Below are 16,346 nucleotides of genomic sequence, written 5' to 3'. Positions count from 1 at the left end.
AGACATGGCAAAAGAATACAGCCGTACCCAGCGTATCGGCGATCAGATGCAGCGCGAGCTGGCCCAATTGATCCGTCGCGAAGTCAAAGACCCACGCGTTGGCCTGGTCACCATCACCGCCGTTGAAGTGAGCCGTGACGTGGGTCACGCCAAGATCTTCATCACCGTGATGGGGCAGGACAACAGCGAAGAAATCGCGCAAAGCATCAAGGTGCTCAACTCGGCTGCAGGCTTCCTGCGCATGCAGTTGGCCCGTGAAATGAAGCTGCGCAGTGTTCCTCAGCTGCACTTTCACTACGATGAGAGCGTCGTGCGGGGTGCACATCTGTCGGCCCTGATCGAGCGCGCCGTGGCTGAAGACAGCCAGCACCCGTCCACACCTGAAGACGCCAAGGAGTAAGCGGTGGCTCAGGTCAAACGTATCCGTCGCAACGTCAGCGGCATCATTCTGCTCGACAAGCCCATTGGTTTTACCTCCAATGCCGCGTTGCAGAAGGTCCGCTGGCTGCTCAATGCCGAAAAGGCCGGGCACACCGGCAGCCTCGATCCACTGGCCACCGGCGTGTTGCCGTTGTGCTTTGGCGAGGCCACCAAGTTCTCCCAATACCTGCTCGACTCCGACAAGGGTTATGAAACCCTGATGCAACTGGGCAAGACCACCACCACGGCCGACGCCGAAGGTGATGTTTTGCAGGTTCGCGAAGTGACCGTTGGTCGTGCTGATATTGAAGCTGCTTTACCCGCTTTTCGTGGGGAAATCAGTCAGATACCGCCGATGTACTCGGCGCTCAAGCGTGATGGCCAGCCTCTTTACAAGCTGGCACGTGCGGGCGAAGTAGTGGAGCGCGAACCGCGTTCTGTTACTATTGCGCGCTTGGAATTGCTCGCCTGTGAAGGCGACACCGCCCGGTTGGCCGTGGACTGCAGCAAAGGCACCTATATCCGTACCCTGGTGGAAGATATTGGTGAAAAGCTCGGTTGCGGCGCGTACGTTGCAGAACTGCGGCGCACCCAGGCCGGTCCTTTCAGCCTGGCCCAGACGGTCACGCTGGAAGAGTTGGAAGCGGTACACGCCGAAGGCGGCAATGAAGCAGTTGATCGCTTCCTGATGCCATCGGACAGCGGTTTGCTCGATTGGCCATTGCTGCACTTCTCGGAGCACAGCGCGTTCTACTGGCTCAACGGCCAGCCGGTACGTGCCCCGGATGCCCCGAAGTTCGGCATGGTGCGGGTACAGGATCATAACGGTCGCTTTATCGGTATCGGTGAAGTGAGCGAAGACGGGCGCATCGCGCCGCGTCGACTGATTCGGTCAGAATGACCGAACGAGTGTGGCTGTTAACAGGCACGGTCAACACTCATTTTTAGATACAGGGATTTGTCCCTGGCCTGTTGAAACTGCCCTTTGGGTGGTTTCCTGAAAAAAGGATTGCCTCATGGCTCTCGACGTTCAAGAAAAAGCACAAATCGTTGCTGACTATCAGCAAGCTGTTGGTGACACTGGTTCGCCAGAAGTGCAAGTTGCACTGCTGACCCACAACATCAACAAGCTGCAAGGTCACTTCAAGGCCAACGGTAAAGACCACCACTCGCGTCGTGGTCTGATCCGCATGGTAAACCAGCGCCGTAAGCTGCTGGACTACCTGAAAGGCAAGGATCTGGGTCGTTATCAGACTCTGATCGGTCGCCTGGGTCTGCGTCGCTAATAAGCGATTGCGCTAGAGGTTGGTTGTCTGCCGTGTGCCAGTGGGATTCCCGCTGGCCCATGGCAGGCTCCCAGCCTCAAGTTTTATCTGGACACACGTTTTACCCTGGACGAGCGTCGGGCCGATTCCCGGCATTGCCCAAGAATTTCGCAAGAAGACAAGTTCCCCAAGAGCCACAAAGAAGGTAGGACACCGTGAACCCGGTTATCAAAAAATTCCAGTTCGGTCAGTCGACCGTTACCCTCGAGACAGGCCGTATCGCCCGTCAAGCCTCCGGCGCAGTGCTGGTTACCGTTGATGACGACGTTACCGTACTGGTGACCGTTGTTGGCGCCAAGACCGCTGACCCGAGCAAAGGCTTCTTCCCCCTGTCCGTTCACTACCAGGAAAAGACTTACGCTGCCGGTAAGATCCCTGGCGGTTTCTTCAAGCGCGAAGGCCGTCCTTCCGAGAAAGAAACCCTGACTTCCCGACTGATCGACCGTCCGATCCGTCCGCTGTTCCCAGAAGGCTTCATGAACGAAGTGCAGGTTGTCTGCACCGTCGTTTCCACCAGCAAGAAGACCGATCCGGACATCGCTGCGATGATCGGTACCTCGGCGGCCCTGGCCATCTCCGGTATTCCTTTCGATGGCCCGATCGGCGCAGCCCGCGTAGCGTTCCACGAAAGCACCGGCTACCTGCTGAACCCGACTTACGAGCAACTGAAAGCATCGAGCCTGGACATGGTCGTTGCCGGTACCTCGGAAGCCGTGCTGATGGTTGAATCGGAAGCCAAAGAGCTGACCGAAGACCAGATGCTGGGCGCCGTACTGTTCGCCCACGACGAGTTCCAGGCTGTCATCAAGGCTGTCACCGAACTGGCTGCCGAAGCGGCCAAGCCAACCTGGAGCTGGGCTCCACAGGCTGAAGCCACCGAACTGCTGGGCGCTATCCGCTCCGAGTTCGGCGCTGCCATCTCCGACGCCTACACCATCACCGTCAAGGCCGACCGTTATGCTCGCCTGGGCGAGTTGAAGGACCAGGTTGTCGCCAAGCTGTCCGGTGAAGAAGGCCAGCCTTCCGCCAGCGACGTCAAAGCGGCTTTCGGTGAGATCGAATACCGCACCGTCCGCGAAAACATCGTTAACGGCAAGCCACGTATCGACGGTCGCGACACTCGTACCGTGCGCCCGCTGAACATCGAAGTCGGCGTTCTGCCGAAGACTCACGGTTCGGCCCTGTTCACCCGTGGTGAAACCCAGGCGCTGGTCGTTGCGACCCTGGGTACCGCCCGTGACGCACAGTTGCTGGACACCCTGGAAGGCGAGAAAAAAGACCCGTTCATGCTGCACTACAACTTCCCTCCGTTCTCGGTGGGCGAGTGCGGTCGCATGGGTGGTGCTGGTCGTCGCGAAATCGGTCACGGCCGTCTGGCCCGCCGTTCGGTCCAGGCCATGCTGCCTGCCGCTGACGTGTTCCCGTACACCATCCGTGTTGTGTCGGAAATCACCGAGTCCAACGGTTCCAGCTCCATGGCTTCCGTTTGCGGTGCTTCCCTGGCACTGATGGACGCCGGTGTGCCGATGAAGGCGCCGGTTGCCGGTATCGCCATGGGCTTGGTTAAAGAAGGCGAGAAGTTCGCCGTCCTGACCGACATCCTGGGCGACGAAGACCACCTGGGCGACATGGACTTCAAGGTAGCCGGTACCGCCAAAGGTGTGACCGCGCTGCAGATGGACATCAAGATCAAGGGCATCACCGAAGAGATCATGGAAATCGCCCTGGGCCAAGCCCTGGAAGCGCGCCTGAACATCCTCGGCCAGATGAACCAGATCATTGGTCAGTCCCGTACCGAACTGTCGGAAAATGCTCCGACCATGATCGCGATGAAAATCGACACCGACAAAATCCGTGATGTTATCGGTAAAGGCGGCGCGACCATTCGTGCGATCTGCGAAGAAACCAAGGCTTCGATCGATATCGAAGACGACGGCTCGATCAAGATCTTCGGCGAAACCAAGGAAGCGGCTGAAGCAGCACGTCAGCGCGTCCTGGGCATCACTGCCGAGGCCGAGATCGGCAAGATCTACGTCGGTAAGGTTGAGCGCATCGTCGACTTCGGCGCATTCGTCAACATCCTGCCGGGCAAAGACGGTCTGGTGCACATCTCCATGCTGAGCGACGCTCGCGTTGAGAAAGTCACCGACATTCTGAAGGAAGGCCAGGAAGTGGAAGTGCTGGTACTGGACGTGGACAACCGCGGCCGTATCAAGCTGTCCATCAAGGACGTAGCAGCAGCCAAAGCTTCGGGCGTTTAATCACCCAAGGCTTAAGGTTGAAAAAGAGGACTCTTCGGAGTCCTTTTTTTTTGGATGCAGGAAAGTACCTAAAAATCAGGCGCTTAAATGAGAGCAAAAGCCGCAACTTGCATGCAGGCGCGGGCGGCATCATGCAAGTTGCACGAATCCGAAATTTTCTGTTTTTTATAAGTTGTTGTTTATAAAGGGTTTTATTGATGATTCGGACTTGGCACACTGCCTGCAATAACCCTGTTAACGCTGCAGCATCAAGGTTCACACACTGCAGACTTTTAATAAAACAGGAGTTACTCGTATGAAGAAGTTCGCTCTCGCTACTGCTACCGCTCTGACCCTGGCCATGGGTGCCAACGTTGCCTTTGCCCAGACTTCCCAAGCGCCAATGACCCTTGCAGCGGGTGAAGCCACCAAGGCGAAAGAAGCTACTTCCGACACTTGGATCACTACCAAAGTCAAAGCTGATCTGCTGACCGAAAAAGGTATTCCAGGTTCCGACATCAAGGTTGAAACCAATAAAGGCGTGGTTTCCCTTTCTTCTGACGTCGCTATCTCGGACTCGCAAAAAGCGACTGCCGTAGCTATCACCAAAAAAATCAAAGGTGTAACCGCTGTTTCGGCTGACGGCCTGCTGGCTGGCGGCGCGACCAAGGCGGACAACGTCGACAAAACCAAAAGCGCAGCAGCAGGCGCTAAAGAGTCCACCTCCGATACCTGGATCACCACCAAAGTAAAAGCTGACCTGGTAACCGAGAAAGGCATTCCTGGTACCGACATCAAAGTCGAAACCAATAAAGGTGTAGTGTCCCTGTCTTCGACCACCCCGGTCACTGAGGCTCAGAAAACTACCGCGGTGAACATCACCAAGAAAATCAAAGGCGTTAAAGCTGTATCGGCCGACGGCCTGAAAGCAGAGTAACCCTTGGAGCTTCGTCTGAACGAGACGGCGGCGGCTTAGGGTGAGTTAGATATCCACCCGATGCACCTCTGGAGTTCATGCGACCGACCACACGGATGTGGTCATTACAGGCCCCGGCACTTGTGTCGGGGCCTGTTCTATTGTGGGCTGTTCCTACAGGGCTTATTCGGCATCCAGGTGCATTGGCGTAACGACGCGACCATCTTTCTCCGCCTGGCCCAGATTGGCATCAATGAAGTACACCCGGTCATCTTCCAATTGGCCTTTATCCACCAGGTAATCCTTGATGGTGCTGGCACGGTCCTGGCCAAGTTGGCGTAGCAGTACGTCGCTGCCACTCCAGAATTTGATCACGCCGTCGCGAAGCTTCGCGCTGCGCTCATCGCTGCTCAGGTCCTTCCATTCGGCCGGCGGTTGTTGTTTCAGGCGGGTGCGGTAGATGCCTTCCAGCAAGGGGGCTTTTTCCTTCTCGGGTACGACGAGCAACGACGCCTGGGCGGGTACTTTGTCACCGCGACGTTGAAGAATCTTGTAGTAGTTGTACTGGTATTCACGCTCTAGCCGCTGGGCCGCAAGGAATGGCCCATCGCTGCTGGCTGCGGCGGTACCTTCGATTTCCAGGCGCAGGGTAGGACGCTCTTTCAGCGCTTTGGCCAGTGTGTTCAAGGCGCTTTCGGCATCCTTGTTCAACTCGCTGGAACCGGCGGCGAACGACACATTACCGAGATCTTCCGAGCCGCCACCGGTCACCAACCCACCGATAAACTTGAAAGGCGCCGTTGCCGCGCGTACCACGAGGTTACGCAGGGTCTGCCACACGATCGGCATCACGCTGAATTGCGGGTTGTTCAAGTCACCGGTTACCGGCAATTCGATGGAGATCTTGCCATCACTGTCCTTGAGCAAAGCGACGGCCAGGCGAATCGGCAAGTCCACGGCATCGGCGCTGTCGACTTTCTCGCCCAATTGCAATTGCTCAACCACCACCTTGTTCTCGGCCTTCAACTGGCCTTTGGTGATTACGTAGTGCAGGTCGAGGTTCAGCCGTCCCTTGCGGATACGGAAGCCAGCGAACTTGCCGGAGTAAGGCGTCAGGGTGGTCAGTTCGACACGCTTGAAGCTGGTCGCAATGTCCAGCGCCGCCATCGGGTCGAACGGGTTCACGCTGCCCTTGATAGTCACTGGCGCATAGCGATCAACCTTGCCCTTGATATCGACGCTGGCCGGTTTGGCCTGCCGACTGTCGATAGTGCCGATCTGCCCGTTGAGCTGTTGAATCGCGGTGGCGAAGTTGGGGGTAAGGCTGAAATCGGCAAAATTGGCCGAGCCGTCATTAATCGCAATCTGCCCGATGCGGATGCCCAGGGGCTTGTCCTTGCTGGCGGGTTTGGAACCTTTGTCGGGCGCTTGTGGAATCAGCAGGTCATCCACGTTGGTGGTGCGGTCGTCGTTGATCATGAAGCGCGCATACGGCTGCAGCAGGTTGACCTTGTCGATCGACAGGCTGTCGCCGTGCTGGTAGTTCACGCCTTCGAGCACCAGGCGCTGCCATTTGAGAAAGTCGCGGGTCTTGAGGGTATCCAGGGTGTGCAATTGATCGACTTGAGCCCGGCCGGTGACCTGCAACTTCAGCGGATCGGTGCTTTTGAGGTTCACATCAAGATTGCTGCCGAGCATACCGCTGCGCAGTTCCAGGCGAATGAACGGGCTGATGTAGGACTGGGCCACCCGCAGGTCGATGTCCTGGGAATTCACTTTCAGCCTGGCACTGACCGGGTCGAGGTTGACCTCGCCGGTCGCCTGGAGCTTGCCTTGCTTGCCCACGCCGGAGTCGACCTTCACGGTAAACGGGCTCCGGTTGAGGCTGTCGAAATTCTGCATGTCGACGTTCAACGGGCCGAGTTCCAGCGCTACTGCTGGCTTGGCCTGTCGATCGGCCAGGTGCACCTGGTAGTTACGCAGTTGCACGTCCTTGAGCAGCACTTGCCACGGTTTGCTTGGCGCGGCGGGTTCGGCTTTTGGCGAGTCGGCGGTGGCGGGTGCGTTTTTCGCTTCGGGCGCCTTGGCCGGTTTGCTCGGCTGGCTGGCGAACAGTTTCTGCCAGTCCAATTGCCCGTCAGCCTCAAGGGCTGCCCAGGTCTCCAGTTTGTTACTGCGGATCTTGCCGACCACCACTTGCTGCTTGGCCAGGTCCACCGTGGTCTCGCTGACGTCCAGGCGCTCCAGGCGCACCAATGGGCGGCCGTCCGGTGCCTTGATGGCAAAGGGCGCGATGCTGGCGGCGGTGTTGGTCAGGTTCAGCTCGGTCTCTTTGGCCAGGCTGAATTTGTACTCGGTGCTGAAGTTGAGCACGCCGTCTTCAAGCACCAGTGGCAGCGCGTCACGTACGTAGGGCCACCAGGCTTTCATCTTGCCGTTGGTGACCTTCAACGTGCCTTCGGAAGTGATCGGCACCAGGCTGAAATTGCCTTTCCAGTCGATCTGTCCACCTGCGGGGCCGGCTGCGACCAGGGTCATGTCGGCATTGTCTTCGGGCAGGGTGCTGAGGTTCTTCAGCTCGAAGTCGAGTGTGTCGTAGAGGAATTCGATGGGCTCGCTGGGGCGCAAGTCTTCGAAATGCACATAGCCGCCGGCCAGCTTGATGCTGTCGATACGCAGAGGGAACGGTTTGGCATCCGGATTGGTCGGTGTTGGCTCGCTGGGCGGCAGTTTGAACAACTGCGCCAGGTTGAGTTGGCCGGACTTGTCGAACAGCAGCTCGGTCTTGGGCTTGTCCAGCTGTATATCGGCCAGGTGCAGGGCGCGGGTCCAGAGGCTGTCGATCTGCAGGTTGGCGTAGAGGCGTTCGAACCCGACTTGTTCCTTGCCGGGTTCACCGATCTTCAGGCCCCACAGGGTCAGTTCCAGGCTGAACGGGTTGAGCTCGATTCGCTCGATCCGCGCCGGCACCGTGGCGTAATTGGCCAACTGCTGGTTGGCGATGCGAAGGGCGATGCCGGGGAGAATCAAAAAGCCCAGCAAGCTGTACAGGGCAAGGGCGGTCAACAAGGCGCCAGCGGCGCGAATCAATCCTTTGGGCATGGGGCGGCGCCATCTATGTCAAACAGGAGTGCCTTGGAGTATGGCACGGGTTTTCGGTTCCGAAGAGCAAGGGCCTTTGAGAAACGTCTTACAGTTGGAGTAGCAGGGTTTTCAGGGGCGGTTGCTGATCCTGGGACGGGAAGTCCGCTCCAGGCGTCATGATTTTCCAGTCACGCACCGGGCGCCCGGCTTTTTCCGCGCAGCGCAGCACCTGTTCGCGCCAATCCTCCATGCTGACTTTCGCCAGGTTGTTGCAGCAGATCAGCACGCCATTGTCAGCGGTGGCCAGCAGGGCTGGCTTGAGCAGGCTCTGGTAGTCGCGCAGCAGGTCGACGGTGCCGAACGCGCTCTTGGCCCAGGCCGGTGGATCCAGCAGCACCAGGTCGTATTGACGTTGCTCCAGGCGCGGATAACTCGGCAGCTTTTGCCCACGGCGCTGGGTGATCGGCAGGCCTGCCAATTGGCGAATCGCCGGGAAGTAGTCGGACTGTACGAACTCCATGCTCGGCAATTGCGGGTTCAGCAAGCCGTTTTCGCGACCGACCGCCAGGTTGCCCTCGGCAAAGTCCAGGTTGCACACCTCGCGGGCGCCACCGGCGGCTGCGCTCAGGCCCACGCCGCAGGTGTAGGCGAACAGGTTGAGCACGCTTTTTCCGGCGCTGTTGGCCTTGACCCAGCCGCGGGTGTTACGCAGGTCGAGGAACAGCAGCGGGTCCTGCCCGGCATGCCGCCCACGCACGCGGTAACTGAGGCCCCACTCGTGGCCAACCAGGTCCTGCAGTGCGGCGGGTTCGGCGCGATACACCGTGTCTTCGCGGTCGATGCGCGAATTGCCACGGGCGCGATCGTTGTACACCAGCAACAACTCCAGGCCCATGTACTGGTTGACCTGTTGATGCAGGTCCAGCAGGTCGGCGGTTTCCAGGGATTGGTGGAAACTCTGCACCAGCAACTGCGGGCCGTAGCGGTCGATGGTCAGGCCCCCGGCGCCTTCCTGGCTGCCATGGAACAGCCGGTAACAGTCGGTGCCCTGTGCGTGCAACTCGCTGATCAGGTCTTGGCGATGATCGAGGGCGGCGCGCAGCGCCTGATTCAAGGGAGACATGGAGCGCGCCTTGCTGGGGAATTGAGGGCGCGAAGTTTAACAGCTATGCGCCGTCGCCTACATCAACCCCATCCGGCGATGGGCGCGTTGCACAGAGCCATTGCGCATCGCCCAGCGCAACATCGGCGCACTGCGTTTGACGCCGGAACGGATCATCTGACGTTGCAGCGGGCTCTGGTGCTGGTCGAGCATCGCGCTGGCCCAATCCGGCAGCAGGTCGATCCCGGCGCGCATCATCAAGCTGCCAAATGGCTTGGCCAGCAGGCTGGGGGAGGGAGCATTCAGCAGTAGCCGCAGTACTTCGCGGCTGCGATCGTCGCACAGCAATTGCGGGCGGATGCGAGCCAAATAATCCGAAACGTCCTGCCGAGAACGCGGAACATGCCGCGCACCCAGCTGTTCAGCGACCAAGGCAATTTCACTGTAGTAACGGTCCTGGTCGCGACCGGACAGGTGCGGGTTGCAATAACGCAAGTGAGCGGCCAGGAAGTGACTGACCTCCGCCACATGCACCCAGGTCAGCAATTCCGGGTCGCTGGCCGCATAAGGCCGGCCATCCGGGGCGTGGCCGACCACCTGCAAGTGAATGGTGCGGACTTTTTCGATCAGCCATTCGGCGTCTCTGCGCGAGCCGAACGTCGTGCCCGAAATGAACTGCGAGGTCCGCCGCAAGCGCCCAAGCATGTCCTGGCGAAAGTTGGAATGGTCCCACACGCCCGCCAGGGCCAACGGATGCAAGGCTTGCAGCATCAAGGCGCTGATGCCGCCGATGAGCATACTGCTGAAGTCGCCATGCACTTGCCAACTCACCGAGTCGGGCCCGAACAAGCCTGGGTCGCCCTTGGGGTTTTCCAGGTCCAGTTGGCCCAGCGACAGGCCGGTCAGGCTCATCAACTGGGTTTCGATACGGCTGCGGATAAATTCCATGGCGACGTGGGGTTTCCTATCGGTTCAGGCGTTTGTCGATCAAACCGTCGACCACGCTCGGATCGGCCAGGGTCGAGGTATCACCCAGGCTGTCCAGTTCGTTGCAGGCAATCTTGCGCAAGATCCTGCGCATGATTTTGCCGGAACGGGTTTTCGGCAAGGCCGGGGCCCATTGGATCAGTTCCGGCTTGGCGAAGCTGCCAATTTCTTTGCTGACCAGATCCAGCAGGTGTTTTTTTAACGCATCGCTGGGTTCCACGCCATTCATGGGGGTGACAAAGGCATAGATGCCCTGGCCTTTGACATCATGGGGATAGCCCACCACGGCGGCCTCGGCCACCTGGTCGTGCAGCACCAGGGCGCTTTCTACCTCGGCAGTGCCGATGCGGTGGCCTGACACGTTGATCACATCGTCGATGCGCCCGGTGATCCAATAATCGCCGTCTTCATCGCGGCGTGCGCCGTCACCGGTGAAGTAGTAGCCGGGGTAGGGGTTGAAGTAGGTGTCGACCATGCGCTGCGGATCGCCGTACACACTGCGGATCTGCCCCGGCCAGCTGGCTTTGATCGCCAGTACGCCACTGCCGGCGCCGCTGAATTCCTTGCCGTGTTCATCGAGGAGTACCGGCTGTACGCCGAACATTGGCTGGGTCGCGCACCCTGGCTTGATTCGCTGGGCGCTGACCAGTGGGCTGAGCATGATGCCGCCGGTCTCGGTCTGCCACCAGGTATCCACAATCGGGCAGCGTTGTTCGCCCACGGCATTGAAGTACCAGTCCCAAGCCTCCGGGTTGATCGGTTCGCCGACGCTGCCCAGCAGGCGCAGGCTGGCGCGCGAGGTATTTTCCAGCGGGCCGTGGCCTTCGCGCATCAGCGCACGCAGGGCGGTGGGCGCGGTGTAGAAGATGTTGACCTGGTGCTTGTCGATCACCTGCCAGAAGCGCGAACTGTCCGGATAGCTCGGCACGCCCTCGAACATCAGCGAGGTCGCGCCATTGGCCAACGGACCGTACACGATGTAACTGTGGCCGGTGACCCAGCCCACATCGGCGGTGCACCAGAACACTTCACCGTCGCGGTAATCGAGCACGTACTTGAAGGTCATCGCCGCTTGCAGCAGATAGCCGCCGGTGGTGTGCAGCACGCCCTTGGGTTTGCCGGTACTGCCGGAGGTGTAGAGGATGAAGAGCGGGTCTTCGGCGTCCATCGGCTCGGGCGGGCAGTCGCTACTGGCCGCATCCAGGGCTTGTTGATACTTGAGGTCGCGACCTTCGCTCCAGCCAACGGTCGCTCCGGTGCGCTCCACTACCAGCACCGTGCTCACATTCGGACAACTGGCCAGGGCCTTGTCGACATTCTGCTTCAGTGCAACGGGCTTGCCGCCGCGCACGCCTTCGTCTGCAGTGATCACCGTGCGGCAGTCGGCATCGAGAATACGGTCACGCAAGGCATCCGGCGAGAAACCACCAAACACCACGGAGTGCACCGCGCCAATCCGTGTGCAGGCGAGCATGGCGTAGGCGGCCTCCGGGATCATCGGCATGTAGATGCATACCCGGTCGCCTTTCTTCACGCCACGGCTTTTCAGCACATTGGCCAGGCGGCTGACGTTCTGGTGCAACTGGCGGTAGGTGATTTTTGAAGATTTTGTCGGATCATCGCCTTCCCAGATGAAGGCCGGCTGATCGGCGCGTTGCGCCAGGTGACGGTCGATGCAGTTGTAGCTGACGTTGAGTTGACCACCGGCAAACCATTGGGCGGCGCCGGTGTGGATGTCTGAGCGTTGAACGGTGTGCCAGGGCGTTATCCAGTCGAGAAAGCGCTCGGCCTGTTCAGCCCAGAAGGTATCCGGCTGTTCGATGGATTGGCGGTAGAGGCGCTGATAGTCCTCTTGACTGAGTTGCGCAGCCCGGCGGACGGCATCGGCGGTGGGGAACGTGCTGATATCGAACATGAGCGATCCTTATTCTTGTTTTTGCGACAAGTCATAAAGATGCACCCGGCAGGGGTAGGGTTCAAGGCCAACCTCCAAATGGACATTGGCCTTGCAAAACCCGGATCAGCCGCGGTGACGACCGCGGAAGTAATTGATCAGGCCCTGGGTCGAAGCGTCCTCGGCCGAGGTCTCTTCGGCGCCGGTCAGGCGGTTGTAGACGCCCTTGCCCAGCTCCTTGCCCAGCTCCACACCCCATTGGTCGAAGGCGTTGATACCCCAGATCACGCTCTGTACGAACACTTTGTGCTCATACATGGCTACCAGGGCACCCAGGCGACGCGGGCTGATGCGTTCGACCACGAGGGTGTTGCTCGGGCGGTTGCCCGGAATCACCTTGTGCGGTGCCAGCTTCTGCACTTCGTCTTCCGGGATACCTTTGTCGCGCAGCTCGGCTTCCGCTTCGGCGCGGGTCTTGCCGAGCATCAGCGCCTGGCTCTGGGACAGGCAGTTGGCGTACAGCCATTGATGGTGGTCGGACACCGGGTTGAAGCTGACGATCGGCACGATAAAGTCGGCTGGGATCAGTTGGGTACCCTGGTGCAGCAACTGGTGGTAAGCGTGCTGGCCGTTGCAGCCAACGCCGCCCCAGATCACCGGGCCGGTATCGGTAGCGACGGGCGTACCGTCCTGGCGCACGCTCTTGCCGTTGGATTCCATGTCCAGCTGTTGCAAGTGTTTGGTGATGTTACGCAGGTAGTGGTCGTACGGCAGGATCGCGTGGCTCTGCGCGCCCCAGAAGTTGCCGTACCACACGCCCAGCAAGCCCAGCAGCACCGGCATGTTCTGTTCGAACGGGGCGTTCTGGAAATGCTGGTCCATGGTGTAGGCACCGGACAGCAGTTCCTTGAAGTTGGACATGCCGATGGCCAGGGCGATCGGCAAGCCGATGGCCGACCACAGCGAGTAACGGCCGCCGACCCAGTCCCACATCGGGAAGATGTTTTCTTCGCGAATTCCGAAGGCCACGGCCGCCGCGTTGTTGCTCGACACGGCGATGAAGTGGCGATACAGCTCGGCTTCCGAGCCACCCTGGGCCAGGTACCAGGCACGGGCGGCCTGGGCGTTTTTCAGGGTTTCGAGGGTGTTGAAGGATTTTGACGAGACGATGAACAGCGTGGTCTCGGCGCGCAGCTTCAGGGTCAGCTCGTGGAACTCGCTGCCGTCGATGTTCGCCAGGTAGTGGCAGCGCACGCCTTTGTGGGCGTAGGACAGCAGCGCTTCGGAGACCAGCTCCGGGCCGAGGAACGAGCCACCGATACCGATGTTCACCACGTCGGTGATTGGCTTCTCGGTGTAGCCACGCCACAGGCCGTCGTGGATGCGGCCGACCAGGTCGGTGATCTGGTTCAGCACTTTGTGCACGTCAGGCATGATGTTCACGCCGTTGACCGACAGCTTGTCACCCACCGGACGGCGCAGTGCGGTGTGCAGCGCTGGGCGGCCTTCCGACGAGTTGACCGGTTCGCCTTTGTACAGCGCGTCAATCGCTTCCTTGAGGTGGACCTCTTTGGCGAGGTTTACCAGCAGGTCACGGGTTTCGCCGGTGATCAGGTTTTTCGAGTAATCGAGGAAAAGTCCGCAGCTGCTCAAGGTGAACTGGGAAAAACGCTGAGGATCGGCATTGAACGCTTCGCGCATGCTGAAATCCTGCATGGCTTGGCGATGTTGATTGAGCGCTTGCCAGGCGGGCAGAGCGGTAACGTCATGAGGGGTGCGGTAGTACGCCATCGCTGCGGGTTTCCTTTTATTACGGGGACTGCCTTTAGGACACTTATTTGCCTGGAACATCCAGTCTTTGATCAAGCAATGGGTTCCAGACAGCGCTAACCATAGCGCAGGGCGATTACATTAAACCTAGCGTGTCGATATGTCTTGGCTTTGTCTGCGCTAAGGCCGGTACTTTTTTATACCGGCACTTTTTATTTACGCAGTGAGGAGGGCAACTGGAAGGGTCAGTCGAGGATCAGATGCAGGTTATCGATGAGACGGGTGGCCCCCAAGTAGGCGGCGACCAGGATCGCGATATCCCGGTCTTCGGCCGTGGCCGGGCGCAAATGCACGCCTTGGCGCACTTCGAGGTAGTCCAGGCGCAGCCCGGCGGCTTCGATCTGGCGGACCTGTTCGGCGCGCAGCTTGGCGAAGTCATGGTCACCGGCCTTGATCGCAGCGCCTATCTGGCTGAGGCTGCGGTACAGCACCGGCGCAATGGCGCGCTGTTCGTCGCTGAGGTAGCCGTTGCGCGACGACAGCGCCAGGCCGTCGTCGGCGCGCACGGTGGGCTCGCCGATGATCTGGATCGGCATGTTCAGGTCATGCACCATGGCGCGGATCACGGCCAGTTGCTGGTAATCCTTCTGGCCAAACACGGCCATGTCCGGCTGCACCATGTTGAACAGCTTGCTGACCACCGTCGCCACGCCTTCGAAATGCCCGGGACGGCTGGCGCCACACAGGCCTTCGGACAGTTGCGGCACGCTGACACGGGTCTGGCCGGTCATGCCGCCGGGGTACATTTCCTCGACGGTAGGTGCGAACAGCAGGTTGCAGCCGGCTTGCAGCAACTTTTCCTGATCGGCGGCCAGGGTGCGGGGGTATTTGTCCAGGTCTTCGCCGGCGCCAAATTGCAGCGGGTTGACGAAGATGCTGGCGACCACGAAATCCGCCTGCTGGGCGGCCTTGGTCACCAGGGTGGCGTGGCCGCTGTGCAGGTTGCCCATGGTCGGCACAAAGCCGATACGCTTGCCGGCGCTGCGGGCATGGGTTACGGCGGCCCGCAGTTCACGTACGGTTTTAACGGTGTTCATGCAGAGAACCCATGTTCGGCGGCCGGGAAGGTCACGCCTTTGACTTCGGCGACGTAGGCGCTCAAGGCGTCATGGAGGCTGGTCTGGCCAGCCATGAAGTTCTTCACGAACTTCGGCACACGACCGCTGATCGACAGGCCGAGCATGTCGTGCAGCACCAGCACCTGGCCATCGGTGGCCGAACCTGCGCCGATACCGATTACTGGCACTTTCACGGCCTGGGTGATTTCTGCCGCCAACTCGCTCGGCACACATTCGAGCAGGATCATGGCCGCGCCGGCCTGTTCCAGGGCGATGGCGTCCGCACGCATCTGGCGCGCCTGGGCCTCATTCCGGCCCTGGACCTTATAGCCGCCAAGGATGTTCACGGACTGCGGCGTCAGTCCCATGTGCACACACACCGGCACGCCGCGTTCCGCGAGCAGGCGGATCGACTCGGCGAGCCATAACGCGCCTTCAATTTTGATCATGTGCGCGCCGGCTTGCATCAGCTTGCCGGCATTCTGGAAGGTTTGTTCGAGCGTCGCGTAACCCATGAACGGCAGGTCGGCGATGATGAAGGCGCCATCGTTACCGCGCTTGACGCTGGCGGTGTGGTACGCAAGTTCATCGGTGGTGACGGGCAGGGTGCTGTCATTCCCTTGAAGAACCATGCCCAGGGAGTCGCCCACCAGCAGCACTTCAACCCCGGCCTGGCAACTGGCGTGGGCGAACGTGGCGTCGTAGCAGGTCAGCATGGCGATTTTTTCACCTTTGAGCTTGAGGCTCTGCAAGGTGGTCAGGGTAATGTCTGGCATGAAAAGGGTCCTCGTTCAGGCGCTTGGAAACAGCGAGTAACGCGCGTGAGTCTTCGTTTATACAGGCGCACTGTCTTGAGAGCAGTGCTTATAAGGCCTGGATTGCGCCCTTCAGCGCCGGGTTGGCGGCAGCGGGACGCCTATAGTCGTGAGGAGGACACGGGAAGTCAATTGGATGTGTTACCGCATTGTTACGATGACGGTGTTACCGCTGTTACTGACGCGATTCAGCAACGGTGAGCCGTTCAAGACCGACAAACGGGCAGGCTTCAAGCAGTTCGTTGAGGGTTTGGCCATCGGGTAACGCCAGGCTGGCGGGCGCCAGTTCGGCCAACGGGTACAGCACAAAAGCCCTCAGGTGCATCTGGTAGTGCGGCACCTTGAGACGCGGTTCGTCGATCAGGCGATCGCCAAACAGCAGGATGTCCAAGTCAAGCGTGCGCGGGCCCCAGCGCTCGAGGCGTTCGCGGCCCTGGTCGTTCTCGATGGCTTGCAGCGCATCCAGCAGCTCAAGAGGGGCGAGGTTACTGTCAAGGGCGGCCACCGCATTGGTATAGCGCGGTTGGCCTGGGAGCAGGGAGTCACTTTGATAGAAGGCAGAGACACCGGCGACGTGCGTGCCGGGCAATTGCGCCAGTGCTTCGATAGCGCTGCGCAATTGCTGATCCGGGGCCGCCAGGTTGCTGCCCATGCCGATGTAGATGCGTTCCACGC

13 protein-coding genes are annotated in these 16,346 nt (G+C 59.9%); 5 read left to right on the top strand and 8 right to left on the bottom strand.

Annotated features, from left to right (window positions below):
• Positions 1–4 precede the first annotated feature (4 nt).
• The 5 genes from rbfA to AC3WP7_RS27070 all read left to right on the top strand — a co-directional run bounded on the left by rbfA (position 5) and on the right by AC3WP7_RS27070 (position 4,922).
• On the top strand, positions 5–400 hold the full coding sequence (gene rbfA, locus AC3WP7_RS27090; RefSeq protein ID WP_003176137.1) for a 30S ribosome-binding factor RbfA: 396 nt from the start codon (positions 5–7) through the stop codon (positions 398–400).
• Between the two features lie 3 nt (positions 401–403).
• Complete coding sequence (gene truB / locus AC3WP7_RS27085) at positions 404–1,321, top strand: tRNA pseudouridine(55) synthase TruB (protein WP_043051764.1); 918 nt, start codon at positions 404–406, stop codon at positions 1,319–1,321.
• Between the two features lie 115 nt (positions 1,322–1,436).
• A complete protein-coding gene (gene rpsO / locus AC3WP7_RS27080) occupies positions 1,437–1,706 on the top strand; it encodes a 30S ribosomal protein S15 (protein ID WP_003177875.1) in 270 nt (89 codons plus the stop codon).
• Between the two features lie 194 nt (positions 1,707–1,900).
• Positions 1,901–4,006 carry a polyribonucleotide nucleotidyltransferase gene (gene pnp, locus AC3WP7_RS27075; RefSeq protein ID WP_092248380.1) on the top strand — a complete coding sequence of 702 codons (2,106 nt, stop codon included), beginning with the start codon at positions 1,901–1,903 and terminating at the stop codon, positions 4,004–4,006.
• 295 nt (positions 4,007–4,301) lie between these two features.
• Entirely contained in the window at positions 4,302–4,922 is a 621-nt protein-coding gene (locus AC3WP7_RS27070; protein WP_092248384.1) for a BON domain-containing protein, read from the top strand.
• Positions 4,923–5,084: 162 nt separating this feature from the next.
• Here AC3WP7_RS27070 and AC3WP7_RS27065 read toward each other — a convergent pair whose 3' ends face one another.
• The 8 genes from AC3WP7_RS27065 to folK all read right to left on the bottom strand — a co-directional run bounded on the left by AC3WP7_RS27065 (position 5,085) and on the right by folK (position 16,344).
• Positions 5,085–8,003, bottom strand: coding sequence for a DUF748 domain-containing protein (locus tag AC3WP7_RS27065; RefSeq protein ID WP_102592713.1), 2,919 nt, complete (start codon positions 8,001–8,003; stop codon positions 5,085–5,087).
• Between the two features lie 88 nt (positions 8,004–8,091).
• A complete protein-coding gene (locus AC3WP7_RS27060) occupies positions 8,092–9,108 on the bottom strand; it encodes a class I SAM-dependent rRNA methyltransferase (protein ID WP_092248390.1) in 1,017 nt (338 codons plus the stop codon).
• 57 nt (positions 9,109–9,165) lie between these two features.
• Positions 9,166–10,035 (bottom strand): oxygenase MpaB family protein, encoded by an 870-nt coding sequence (locus tag AC3WP7_RS27055; RefSeq protein ID WP_102592714.1) that lies wholly within the window; start codon positions 10,033–10,035, stop codon positions 9,166–9,168.
• A 16-nt stretch (positions 10,036–10,051) separates the two neighbouring features.
• Positions 10,052–11,989, bottom strand: a complete 1,938-nt coding sequence (acs, locus tag AC3WP7_RS27050) for an acetate--CoA ligase (protein ID WP_102592715.1) — start codon at positions 11,987–11,989, stop codon at positions 10,052–10,054.
• A 105-nt stretch (positions 11,990–12,094) separates the two neighbouring features.
• Positions 12,095–13,759: a glucose-6-phosphate isomerase gene (gene pgi, locus AC3WP7_RS27045; protein WP_071490004.1), complete on the bottom strand. Its 1,665-nt coding sequence runs from the start codon at positions 13,757–13,759 to the stop codon at positions 12,095–12,097.
• A gap of 224 nt (positions 13,760–13,983) precedes the next feature.
• On the bottom strand, positions 13,984–14,835 hold the full coding sequence (gene panC / locus AC3WP7_RS27040) for a pantoate--beta-alanine ligase (protein WP_102592716.1): 852 nt from the start codon (positions 14,833–14,835) through the stop codon (positions 13,984–13,986).
• The gene (panB, locus tag AC3WP7_RS27035; protein ID WP_102592717.1) at positions 14,832–15,632 is read right to left on the bottom strand and encodes a 3-methyl-2-oxobutanoate hydroxymethyltransferase; all 801 of its coding nucleotides are present in this window, start codon (positions 15,630–15,632) and stop codon (positions 14,832–14,834) included. The genes panC and panB overlap by 4 nt, the downstream gene beginning before the upstream one ends.
• 214 nt (positions 15,633–15,846) lie before the next feature.
• Positions 15,847–16,344, bottom strand: coding sequence for a 2-amino-4-hydroxy-6-hydroxymethyldihydropteridine diphosphokinase (folK, locus tag AC3WP7_RS27030; RefSeq protein ID WP_092248403.1), 498 nt, complete (start codon positions 16,342–16,344; stop codon positions 15,847–15,849).
• Positions 16,345–16,346 lie beyond the last annotated feature (2 nt).

The sequence above is a fragment of the Pseudomonas sp. FW305-3-2-15-C-LB1 genome, assembly GCF_058787615.1.
Note: the sequence above shows the minus strand (reverse complement) of the source record. Positions and strands in the feature narration are given on the sequence as shown.